At 39.9% G+C, this 11667-nt stretch carries 9 protein-coding genes; 3 read left to right on the top strand and 6 right to left on the bottom strand.

Annotation, left to right across the window (positions count from 1 at the left end):
• Positions 1–75 precede the first annotated feature (75 nt).
• The 3 genes from Q2T41_RS11875 to Q2T41_RS11885 are packed head-to-tail and all read right to left on the bottom strand — an operon-like array spanning position 76 to position 4771.
• Positions 76–1266, bottom strand: a complete 1191-nt coding sequence (locus tag Q2T41_RS11875) for a pyridoxal phosphate-dependent aminotransferase (RefSeq protein ID WP_304436275.1) — start codon at positions 1264–1266, stop codon at positions 76–78.
• A gap of 28 nt (positions 1267–1294) precedes the next feature.
• Positions 1295–1792, bottom strand: a complete 498-nt coding sequence (locus tag Q2T41_RS11880; protein ID WP_143815161.1) for a hypothetical protein — start codon at positions 1790–1792, stop codon at positions 1295–1297.
• A gap of 33 nt (positions 1793–1825) precedes the next feature.
• Entirely contained in the window at positions 1826–4771 is a 2946-nt protein-coding gene (locus tag Q2T41_RS11885; RefSeq protein WP_304436276.1) for a TonB-dependent receptor, read from the bottom strand.
• A 507-nt stretch (positions 4772–5278) separates the two neighbouring features.
• Between Q2T41_RS11885 and Q2T41_RS11890 the strand changes: the two genes are divergently transcribed.
• Positions 5279–5749 carry an Lrp/AsnC family transcriptional regulator gene (locus tag Q2T41_RS11890; RefSeq protein ID WP_089259127.1) on the top strand — a complete coding sequence of 157 codons (471 nt, stop codon included), beginning with the start codon at positions 5279–5281 and terminating at the stop codon, positions 5747–5749.
• Here the strand turns inward: Q2T41_RS11890 and Q2T41_RS11895 are convergent.
• The gene (locus tag Q2T41_RS11895; RefSeq protein ID WP_304436277.1) at positions 5746–7134 is read right to left on the bottom strand and encodes a Gfo/Idh/MocA family protein; all 1389 of its coding nucleotides are present in this window, start codon (positions 7132–7134) and stop codon (positions 5746–5748) included. The two genes, Q2T41_RS11890 and Q2T41_RS11895, sit on opposite strands and share 4 nt — an antisense overlap.
• A gap of 212 nt (positions 7135–7346) precedes the next feature.
• Between Q2T41_RS11895 and Q2T41_RS11900 the strand changes: the two genes are divergently transcribed.
• Entirely contained in the window at positions 7347–7805 is a 459-nt protein-coding gene (locus Q2T41_RS11900; RefSeq protein WP_089259133.1) for a COG2426 family protein, read from the top strand.
• A gap of 102 nt (positions 7806–7907) precedes the next feature.
• Positions 7908–8261: a pyruvate kinase gene (locus Q2T41_RS11905; RefSeq protein WP_304436278.1), complete on the top strand. Its 354-nt coding sequence runs from the start codon at positions 7908–7910 to the stop codon at positions 8259–8261.
• 177 nt (positions 8262–8438) lie between these two features.
• Here the strand turns inward: Q2T41_RS11905 and hutG are convergent, their stop codons facing one another.
• Positions 8439–9398, bottom strand: a complete 960-nt coding sequence (gene hutG, locus Q2T41_RS11910) for a formimidoylglutamase (RefSeq protein ID WP_304436279.1) — start codon at positions 9396–9398, stop codon at positions 8439–8441.
• Positions 9399–9598: 200 nt separating this feature from the next.
• Positions 9599–11599, bottom strand: coding sequence for a urocanate hydratase (hutU, locus tag Q2T41_RS11915; protein WP_304436280.1), 2001 nt, complete (start codon positions 11597–11599; stop codon positions 9599–9601).
• Positions 11600–11667: the final 68 nt, after the last annotated feature.

Consider the following 11667-nt stretch of genomic DNA (forward strand, 5'->3'; position numbering starts at 1 on the left):
AGTCCGTAGGAGTTGGATTAAAGATTGTTGTATCAAGGCAATATCCGTTCACCCAACTCCTGGACTAATTCAAACTTAAACTAGCACCTTTTCAAGGGCAGCGGTGAACAACTTCATTTCATCCATAGTACCCATGCTTACCCTGCACCAGTTTTTACCATAGATTTCAAAAGCTCTTACGCCAACACCTTCTGCAGTCATTTTTTCCAAGAACGGCTTTCCGTCCATTTCAATGGGAAAAATGATAAAGCTTGTAGAGGAGGGAACATATTCAAACCCAAGACGGTCAAGATTTTCATATACATATGCTCTGCATTCCTTGTTTAATTTTCGTGATTTCTCCTTAAAGGCAACATCATCCATACTTGCCATAGCGGCGTAGACAGATGGTAAGGATATTCCCATTCCACCACGTGTTATCTTTTGGATGATTCCTAATGTTTCGGGTTGGGCAACCACGTAGCCAACCCTTAGTCCTGCCATTCCCTGAATTTTGGAAAAGGTGCGCGCTATAATTACGTTTTTGCCTTCATTTATAAGTGATACCATACTTTTTTTGGCACTATCGTCCAAAAAGCCCAAATAGGCCTCATCTACGAAAATGGGTGTTTTCTCCGATACTCTTGAGCAAAAGTCAACCAGTTCCGCATGGTCTGTCATACTGCCGGTAGGGTTGTTGGGGTTGCATATGTAAACCAATTTGGTTTCATCATCTACCGCCGCCTCCATGGCCGCTAAGTCATGGGACCAATCCTTTTTTAATGGAATGGGTTTCCATGTGGCGCCTGTGGCCTGAGCAACCTTTATGAGCGACATATATGCCGGGTCTGCGGAAACAATATTGCCGCCATTCTGAAAGAAAACCATGGCAGTCTTTTCCAAAAGATCAGATGATCCAGGGCCCATCATAATATTTTCTTGCTTAACGCCTTCTTCCGCAGCGATCTTATCCATTAATTGGTATAGTTCCTTCCATGCATACCTGTTACCTTTTGGGGCATATTCCTGCATGGCTTTGACAGCCATTGGGGAAGGTCCGTAAGGATTTTCATTCGCATTTAATTTTGCCGCCAATTCAACGGGTTGTGTAGGGGCATAAGGCAAATACTCCTTAAAGAACGGGGTGTACGGTAGGTTACCTTTTGCATCCAAAGCAATAGGTTCAGCGGGGAAGGCCCCATAGGTCAAATAGGGTGCAGCCATTGCTCCGGCCGCAGTTAGAATGCCTTTTTTAAGCCATTCTCGTCTGTCTACGTTTGTTTTCATTGTGTGCTATATTTAAGTTTAATATTCTTTAATTAGATTCTACGGGGTCAGCATTAATGCCTAAGTTTCCGCTTGCGACAACAGTATCGTCAGTTGTACTTAAATAAATATTGATATGACTGTCCATTGCTGTTATGTTATCGTAAAATGTGGTATCCGTAATCACATAGAATTTACTGGTATCCAGCTCTCCGGTATTACCGGACACATTGTCCAAGGCAAGCATTGTAGCAGCGCCAGATCCGGCCGCACCATTCATGATCAGTGCAGGGTGTAATAATCCGGGAACGGTATTGTAAAGGGATACTTGCACCAGGGTTTGGTCCAATGTATTTTTCCAAAATACGATTCTACCGTAAACATTGGAGCCTGCAGGGTCTGCTGCATCAATGGTATAGGCCGTGTAGGTCGTTAGTTTACCTCCGCCTTCTGCAGTGGTTAGGATAGGGTCTAATCTTTCTTGTTCGCAAGAGCATAGGCTCACTGCCCATACCAGGATTAATATATGTCTTATATATGTTTTCATAATTGTCTTCTTCTTAAACGGGTTAGCCATGTATTATAAAGTGAACGTTAATCTACCAAAGTAATAGGCGCCAGATGAGCCTTGTTGATAGTTGGAATACAAGTTGAAAGTTCTTAGTTCATATCTTATGATTTCAGGATATTCATTAAAGATGTTATTACCACCAACGGTTAAACTGAATTTATCCGAAATCTTATATGTCACCCCTAGGTCTACAGTAAATTCTGGAGTAAAAAATTGGTCTGCATACCCTGTAGTGCCATCTAATAGGGTTCTGGTTCTACTATCCCTGGTCTGTACGGATCCGTAACGGGTTCCCCTAACCATGGTGGAAAATTTACCAATGGAATAATTTAAGGTCCCAATTAATTTACTACTGGGTGTGCCGGTTTCAAATTGTCCAATAAGCCCTCTGTTTACATAATTATCCGCCAATTCCTCATCGGTCAAATTCGTATTTAAATCAGGAAGGTTAATCTTTTCAAATTTATTCTCCCTAAATGTTCCGGAAAGTATAACCCCTAACTGGCCATCCCCGATCCTGGTATTGTAATTAACTACGGCTTCAACACCTTTTGTGCTAATATCACCACCATTAATTCTAAAACTTGCCAAGCCGCTACCAATAATGGGTTCCAAAACCGGTGTGGTACCTGAATTAAATTCCCCCGTCTCAAATATCCTGTCGAAAATATCTATTTTGTAGGCATCCAGCGTAAAATCAAGTTTGCCAATTTTGGTCGTAAACCCTAAGCTAAAGTTTCTTGAACGTTCTTGCTGTAATTGTCCAATACCCAAGGCATTTGCGGCAGAACTGCTGTTTTGATATAATGTTCCGTCAAAAGGTACCAGGTTTACGAAAAACGTATAACTGTGCGAATAGTTTAATTCCTGTAACGATGGCGCCCTAAAACCACTACTATATGATCCCCTTATCGCAAAATTTTCTCCAATGGAATATCTACCGGCAATTTTGCTAGTGACTACATTTCCAAAATCAGAATAATTTTCTAACCGTAATGCTCCAGAAATAAGGAAATCATCCGTTACATCCAATTCAAGATCGGCATATGCCGCCATTACGGACCTAAAGCTATTACTTTCGTTTTCTGGCGCAAAACCTCTAAAACACTGACAGTTTAACGCATAATTCTTTACCAGTTCCTGGCTTACCCCTGCGTAGGGGAGAACCACCGGTGCTCCCGTTCCATCTACGATCGGCGCTCCGTTTAAATCCTCCAACGGAAAACCATCTGGACCGATCAATGCCTGATTGTCCTCTGTTGCGGTTATAACGCCTGCACTGCCGGCTGTCCAGCTTTCTTCCTGCCCGGCCTCAATGGAATAATTTTCAACTCGCAATTCACCCCCAAAGGCAACGTTCAAGCCAGAAAGAATATCTTCATAGTAATTGGTAAAATCCAAGTTAAGGGAGTTTTGAAGGAAACTATGTGTTCCCAAATTCATTTCTGTTGGGGAACTTTCGCCAATACTGGCGTTCCAAGTATTGAACATGCCATATTTGGCGGAGTTAGTTCCAAAGGTGTTGCTTAGGTCAAATTCATAATCTCCCAACTCACCTGTAATACCGGTAGCCAATGACAAATTATATTGATCGGTATAGATTTGAGGTCTAAATCCGTTTGGAAAAAGTGCAAAACTGGTCCTGTCCGCTTGTGCGGCCCTTCTGTAAAAACAACTGTAGGCATCTGAATATTGATAACCGAAATCACCAAAAGCATAAAAATCAGTACTATCCGTCAATGGGGTTTCCAAATTAAATCCAAAACCCATCAACGTTTTTGCAGGTAACCCGGAGTAAGTGGATACATCTACCTGTTCTATGCCCCTGGCGGCCATTAAGCCTTCTACGGTCGTCAAGGAACTTATTAAACCTGCATCACCACTACCTTGTGCAGCGATCAATTCTGGGTTGGTGATGATAGGATTTCCGTTTACATCGGTTGTACCATTGGTCAGGTAAAGATCACTGTACAAGGGTGCCCTGTCAATTTCCAATACCGTAGGCCTGATCGTTCTTTCGGACTGACTTAATAATACCGAAGCGTTGAAGTATCCGCCATTTTCAAATCCAACGCCATAGTTGCCATCAAATTGAAAATTGTAACCGTCCCAATCCCCAGACGATCTGTTCAATGCTTTTTCGGCATCGGTCAGGTCAGAATCCCCAAAGTCTGGAGTGGCATTAGGGTAAGCGCCACCTGTAAGGGTGCCCGTAAATTCCCCGGTCCCTTTTTTGAGTACCACGTTGACCACACCTGCAATGGCGTCAGAACCATATTGTGCAGATGCACCATCGCGCAATATCTCTATTCTATCTATTCCTATAGAAGGTATAAATTTCATGTCCACAGCATTAGAAGGTGTTCCCGTTTGCGATGCAGCAAGAATTGCGGAGGTGTGTCTTCTTTTACCATTTACCAACACCAACATCTGGTTTGGGGCCAACCCTCTTAAACTTGGAGGGCTAACAAATGAGGATAGGTCGCCTCCCCCACTGGTATATGCGGTAAAGGAGGGTGCCGAGGCAGCTAGCATTTGTGACAGATCCTGTTGAGGCATATTTATGGCATCTTTTTTAATATTTATTACGTCTACTGGAACGGGTGTATTCAGTTTGGTCCTGGCGGCACCCCTGGTACCCAGTATTATTGTTTCCGTTAGTTGCTCCGCAGCTTCTTTGAGTGTTACGTTCATTGTTGTTTTTCCATTAACGGGCACTTCAAGTTTTGCATAGCCTATAAAGGAATAAAGCAAGGTTGCATTTGCAGTGGCCGTAATGGTGTATTGCCCATCAAAATCAGTAATGACACCGGTGGTTGTGCCTTTTACCATTACGTTTACCCCGGGCAAGGGTCCTTGCGCATCTGATACGCTACCAGATATTGATAATTCCTGCCCATGGGCTACATGCATTACATGTAGCATAAAAAAGGAAAGTATTAGAATTTTCTTCATAATCGAACGAGTTTAGTGGTTTCTCAATAGTTGCCATAAACACCAATGAGTCATCATAAGTATATGAATGCCTTGAGGGAATATGGTATTCGTAAAATGAAAAGTTCCGGATACTTTTTCTTTGCAATATGCCCTGGTTAAATTGACAGATTGACTTAGACAATATTATAGATTGTTGAAGAATAATAAAAATGGACTACTTCTATAAGGTGTTGTTTATTAGTTATTTACTTAATGTAAGGTTGATTAAAATTCAGTTTTTTAAAAATTATCTGTCTATTTTTTAGCTTTTAATCATTTTACATTGTCGTTTTAGAAGAATATGGATAAATGCTTAAAAGGCTGCTTTTTATGAGATCGATAATTTGATTAATTCATTATTAATAAAACGCTATTAATCAACCTTTTTATTATCATATTATCACATAAATTTCCATTACTATAAATTAAATTTGTTAAAAAAGGATAAAAGCTTACAATAGTTTAATTATTTTTTAAATGAAATAGATGAGAAATAAGTTAGATCAGGTAGATTTTAATATTTTAAATATACTGGCGGATAATGCACAGACAGCTTATACTGATGTTGCCAAACAATTAACTATTTCTCCAGGAACTGTACATATGCGCATGAGGAAAATGCGTGATATGGGACTTATTACCGGTGCCACCCTTACTTTGGATTATGCCAAAATGGGATGGAAAATGACTATTTTTTTAGGAATCTTTTTAAGTGAGATAAGTCTATTTAAAAGTGTTATGAAAAAATTGAACGATATTGAAGAGGTCGTTAAAATACATCATGTAACCGGCAAATATGATATTTTTATTAAAATGCACGCGCGAGACAGTAACCACTATAAGCAAGTATACCAAGATGAAATTTTAAGTGTAGCCGGTATACGTGGAATAGAATCCTTTATTTCCATCGAGGAAAAGGTGGAACGCCATATACAGTTCATTGAACTGCCTTCTTAAATAAGCTTCATGTTTTCCGGATCCCAGTTTACCGGTTGTCTTTTATAATAACTTTCGTTTGCCAATAATGCGGCACCTGCGGCCCTAAGGCCAAATTTTGGGTCTTGTATTGTTTTGCCGCCCGTTCTTATACTGGTAAAAAAATTATTAAAATGGTCATAGTGGGCCCCTTTGTAATCATTGGGTGCTTGCCATGTTGTTTTTCCGGTCGTTAATTGTGACTTTCGGTCGTTTTCCTGTGCAGCGTATTCTTTTTGTATGTTTTTTTGCATTTCTTCCGTAAAGGATATCATGGAATACCCACTGGGAACCAAATTTAGTTTAGATCTATTCACGGTAACGGAATTCTGTCCTATTTCCATTTCACCTTCGGTCCCTATTAATTTGAATCCGCCACCGCCGCCACTACCAGCAATAAAATTTATACGAAATGCTGCATTAAAGGGAGAATGGGTGTTGGTTTTGGGGTAATCATATAAAGTAATCGATACATCTGGTACGTTTCTGCCATCTTTCCAATATCTGAGTCCGCCCGTGGCCAAGGCCCTACTGGGTCCATTTGAGCTAATGACGTAATTAAGTGTAGAAAATGCATGAACGAACAAATCTCCAGCAACTCCCGTACCGTATTCTTTGTAATTTCTCCACCTAAAAAAACGAGTAGGTTCAAATGGTACTTTGGGGGCTTTGCCTAAAAAAGTATCAAAGTCTATAGTTTTAGGGTCTGCATCTGTAGGAATGGGGTATTGCCATGCGCCTTCCGCAGAGTACCTATCATTGTACATGTCCAACATTACGATATCCCCAATGGCACCATCTTCATAAAGTTCCTTTGCTTTTTCATTTCCTAATGATGACATTCCCTGACTACCGATCTGGCATATTTTACCAGATAGCTTTTGCGCCTTTATTATTTCCTGGCCTTCATTAAAATTTTGAACCATTGGTTTTTCACAATATACATGTTTGCCTGCTTTCAGGGCAGCTACGGCAATGGTTTGGTGCCAATGGTCCGGTGTTGCTATAAGTACGGCATCAATATCTTTTAATTCCAAAAGCTCCCTGTAATCCCTAGTAACAAAAAGGTGGTCGCCCCAAAGTTCCTTTGCTCGCTCCAATCTGCCGGTATATAGATCACATACGGCAACAAGTTTAACCCCATCAACTTTTAGTGCAGATTGGGTGTCGTATATTCCTTGTATTCCAGACCCGATCAGTGCAATGTTTATATGGTCATTTGCACTATATACCGTATTGCCATAGCTTCTTTTCAGTGCAATTATTTCGTTATTGGATGCAGTTAAAATATACGGGGAAGTGCCCAATACAGCTGAAGTTAGCGTGGCACGTTTTATAAAGGATCTTCTAGAATTTTTTTTAGTCATAGTTGAAATTGATATTCATTAAGCCATTGATTAAAAATAGGGTTTTTATGGATAGGAACAGTAGCTAGCGGTGATAGCCTTACCGGTAAAGCACTGCTTTTACGTACAGCAATCTTTTTGACTTTTGAACCATTTAGTTTAATTATTTGTGATTTAAATAAGACATTCTTAGTGTAGAACAACGTAATTTTGCAGTCGCTTAAAATAGAACAATGTTTAAGGATTTAATCATAGCGGCACTCTGGAGCATTTCACCATTAGGGGAGGCCAAGGTAGGTATACCTTACGGTCTGCTTAATGGAGTGAACATATATTTAGTATTGGTCGTATGTTTTTTGGCCAACGTAATGGTATTTCCGATCATGATGTATTTTCTAAATACCATCAATAAATCATTGCTGAGATGGCATTTTTATAAAAAAAACGCACTTTTTGTAGCTAGAAGGGCCAAAACCGGTTCTGGAGATCAAATTAAGAAATATGGCTTTTATGGTTTAATATTTTTTGTAATGTTGCCTATACCCGGCACCGGTGTCTATGCCGGTAGTATTGCGAGCTACTTATTTAAAATAGAACGGAAAAAGGCCTTTTTGGCCAACACCATTGGTATTTTTCTATCCTCTGTAATTGTTTGGGTTACTACCTTGTTGACGATGAAAGGAATGGCTTAATATTTTTTATAAGGATTTAGCCATCTAATTTGTGGATAACTAAAGACGGTTTTCATTTCATTTGGCAATTTCCCCTTTTATTTTTGCCCCTTTTTAAATGCTATGGATATCCTGAAAATTGGTGATAAACTTTATAATGTAGAGCAAAATGGTTTTGACGATTTTGCCAGATATTCCTTTTCAGAAGTAGTTAGTCTAACCGAGACTCTGGCCGTTCTAAAAAATGGTGTTCGCCTGATCAATAGACCTAAACAGTCCTATATTATGGAAGATGTGGGCTACTCCGTGTCGCGTAAAAAAGGTACGCACTGGCATATTGTTTCCTTAAAGGCCATTAGAAATGCACAAATTGAAAATGAGAAAATTAAAATTTTTGATTGGTTTGCTGCCAAACAATTTACGTTAGAGGAAAAACGAAAAATCTATGAGATGTTCCATGCTAAAAAAAGTAAGTAGGGTTACCTTTTTAAAATGAAGAGGTAAGAATTTAAATGGGCATACAATTATTGAAAAACCTTTATTATCTTTACAGCGTTGTGTTGTGCCTCAGACAACAATTGAGGCAATTGTGTTTATCGGTTTTGACCGGTATTACCCAATGAAAGGCTTTCCATAATGGGAGGCTTTTTTTGTTTAGGCCAGTTTATGAATAGCATAATGAATCAATGATGCGGCCAATTTAGCGGTTTGATCATCTATATCATAATTAGGGTTAAGCTCTACCACATCCAGGGCCATTAATTTTTCCGACTCTATAATTAATTTTAAACTTTTAAGTACAATGTCAGGTGAAAACCCCATGGGAGATGCTGCACTTACCCCAGGGGCATAAGCAGACGAAAAACCATCCAGATCAATGGTAGTATACAGGTAGTCCACATCTTCTATAAACTGTATCAAACGGAGTTCCACATGTTCTGCATGTGTCATACAAAAATATTTGCGCTGAAGGTAAAAGGCCTGGTTTGCTTCGGCAAAATCATAGAGATCTTTTGTATTGGCATCTTTTCTTACCCCTAGGGCCAGATATTTAAATGGTGTGCCCTGTACCCTATGCTCCATGGCCAGTTGGTAAAATGGAGTGCCTGAATTGTTACCATCCGTATTGGGTCTTAAATCAAAATGTGCATCAAAATTGATAATGCCAATGGTCTTGTTTTTTGGAAGATGCTGCAACAAGCCGTGATAGTGGCCATAGGCAAGATCATGACTACCGCCTAGTATAATCGGAATAGTATTCTTGTCCAAGAACATCTTTACGGTATTGGATAACTGTTTTTGTAAGTTTTCCAATTCCTGACCATTACATTCTAGGTTGCCAAAATCCAACAATTTGGTTTCTTGAGTTAGGTGATTGGGCATTTTACCCAATTGTTTTCTAATAGAATCCGGACCAAATTTGGCACCAACCCTACCTTGGTTTCTGCGTACGCCTTCATCACTACTATAGCCTAATAAAGCAAAGGTCTTATGAGAGTTGAATGGAAATTTGGATGTAATGTTGGAGAGTTCCACTTTTTCATTCAAGTATAATTGATGGCCAGACGACCTGCCTATCCAGTTTTCTTTTTTTGGAAGTTTATAGTTTGACATATTTTCCTGAATAATTTAAATCAGTTTTACGAACTATAAAATCTCGACTGTGCCAAAGTTTTTGGCACAGGGGGGAACGAGAAGATTTTAATCATATACTACTATAACGTAAATGTAGTAAAAATCTTACATTTTTAAGATTGTTTGTTATTTATGTATTTGTAATTATTTGTTTTTTAGAGCATTAATAAACCTAAAATTTAAAATAAATTTTCTAAAAGTTCCTTATGTACCAAGTTAGGCAAAGTTATTTTAAGCGTAGGGGTTCTTGCCATTTCTCGTTGTATGGCAAAAATAGCCTCATCGTTTCTGGCCCAACTGCGCCTTGATATACCATTGTTGACATCAAAGAACAACATATTGTTTAGTTTACGTTCCGCATCGACCGATCCGTCAAGCACCAATCCAAAACCACCGTTCATAACTTCTCCCCAGCCAACGCCACCTCCATTGTGAATAGAGACCCATGTAGCACCTCTAAAACTATCTCCTATTACGTTGTGGATAGACATGTCCGCGGTAAACCTACTACCATCATAAATATTACTGGTTTCCCTATACGGCGAATCAGTACCGCTTACATCATGATGATCCCTTCCTAAAATTACGGGTGCGGACAACTCCCCATTGGCAATGGCAGTATTAAATGCCAATGCAATTTTGGCCCTTCCTTCGGCATCAGCATAAAGTATACGTGCTTGGGAACCAACTACTAGTTGATTTTGTTCCGCTTCCTGTATCCATTTAATATTGTCCTGTAGTTGTTGTTGAATTTCCTTTGGAGCCGTTTCCTTAATTTCTTGCATAACACTTAACGCAATGGCATCGGTCTTTTGAAGATCGTGCAAATTTCCAGAGGCACAGACCCACCGGAACGGACCAAAACCATAATCAAAGCACATAGGGCCAAGAATATCCTGAACGTATGATGGATATTTGAAATCAATCTTGTTTTCGGCCATTACATTGGCACCTGCGCGTGATGCTTCCAATAGAAAAGCATTGCCGTAATCAAAGAAATATGTGCCCTTTGCTGCATGAAGGTTTATAGCGTCCGCATGTCTGCGCAAGGATTGCCGTACTTTTTCCTTGAATAATTGGGGGTTTGTGCCCATCATGTCGTTTGCTTCCGTAAACGTTAGTCCAACGGGGTAATAGCCGCCTGCCCAAGGATTGTGTAGCGATGTTTGATCAGATCCTAGATGAACGTACATGTTTTCCGAGTAAAAGCGTTCCCATACCTCTACTACATTCCCAATATATGCCAAGGATACCACTTCCATTTGCTGGACCGCCTTATGAGTGCGGTTTACAAGAATGTCCAAATCATCAATTAGCTCATCTACCCAACCTTGTTCATATCTTTTGGTGGCTGCTACCGGATTCACTTCTGCGCAAATGGTAATGCATCCGGCTATGTTGCCCGCTTTTGGTTGTGCACCGCTCATACCCCCTAATCCAGCGGTAAGAAATATTTTTCCTTTTGGAGATTCATCGGCCTTTAATACTTTTCTAAATGCATTCATGACCGTAATTGCCGTGCCATGGACAATTCCCTGCGGACCAATATACATAAAGGAACCCGCTGTCATTTGTCCGTATTGTGTTACGCCCAATGCATTGAACTTTTCCCAATCATCTGGTTGGGAATAATTGGGAACCATCATACCATTTGTAACTACTACCCTTGGTGCATCCTTGGATGAAGGAAATAGGCCCATTGGGTGACCGGAATACATGTGCAAGGTTTGTTCATTGGTCATTTCTGACAGGTATTGCATGGTCAGTAGGTATTGCGCCCAATTTTGAAAAACGGCTCCATTGCCCCCGTAGGTAATCAGTTCTTGGGGATGTTGTGCCACGGCGGGGTCCAGATTATTCTGTATCATCAACATTATGGCCGCTGCTTTTGATGTTTTAGCGGGATACTCTTCTATAGAACGCGCATACATCTTATAGTCAGGTTGAAAACGGTACATATAAATACGGCCATACGTTTTAAGTTCTTTGGCAAATTCCGGCGCCAAAGTAGAATGCCATTTGGATGGAAAATAACGGAGTGCATTTCTGATTGCCAATCGTTTTTCTTCAACCGTTAAAATATCCTTTCGTTTGGGCGGATGGCTGAGATGCAATGAACGGTCCTTTTTTGCAGGGAGATCATTAGGTATGCCCATTTGTATGTGTTCTCTAAAATCCATTCCTTATATTTTTTCCACGTATGTATTAAAACGTGCAGTATTAAATGATAAAATTGCTAATATGTACT

The organism is Maribacter confluentis, from assembly GCF_030505015.1.
GTDB classification, from domain to species: domain Bacteria; phylum Bacteroidota; class Bacteroidia; order Flavobacteriales; family Flavobacteriaceae; genus Maribacter; species Maribacter sedimenticola.

Excerpts from the sequence above, each read along its gene's own strand:
- Q2T41_RS11875 (WP_304436275.1), bottom strand. The coding sequence starts at position 1,266 with ATGAAAACAAACGTAGACAGACGAGAATGGCTTAAAAAAGGCATTCTA.
- Q2T41_RS11880 (WP_143815161.1), bottom strand. The coding sequence starts at position 1,792 with ATGAAAACATATATAAGACATATATTAATCCTGGTATGGGCAGTGAGC.
- Q2T41_RS11885 (WP_304436276.1), bottom strand. The coding sequence starts at position 4,771 with ATGAAGAAAATTCTAATACTTTCCTTTTTTATGCTACATGTAATGCAT.
- Q2T41_RS11890 (WP_089259127.1), top strand. The coding sequence starts at position 5,279 with ATGAGAAATAAGTTAGATCAGGTAGATTTTAATATTTTAAATATACTG.
- Q2T41_RS11895 (WP_304436277.1), bottom strand. The coding sequence starts at position 7,134 with ATGACTAAAAAAAATTCTAGAAGATCCTTTATAAAACGTGCCACGCTA.
- Q2T41_RS11900 (WP_089259133.1), top strand. The coding sequence starts at position 7,347 with ATGTTTAAGGATTTAATCATAGCGGCACTCTGGAGCATTTCACCATTA.
- Q2T41_RS11905 (WP_304436278.1), top strand. The coding sequence starts at position 7,908 with ATGGATATCCTGAAAATTGGTGATAAACTTTATAATGTAGAGCAAAAT.
- hutG (WP_304436279.1), bottom strand. The coding sequence starts at position 9,398 with ATGTCAAACTATAAACTTCCAAAAAAAGAAAACTGGATAGGCAGGTCG.
- hutU (WP_304436280.1), bottom strand. The coding sequence starts at position 11,599 with ATGGATTTTAGAGAACACATACAAATGGGCATACCTAATGATCTCCCT.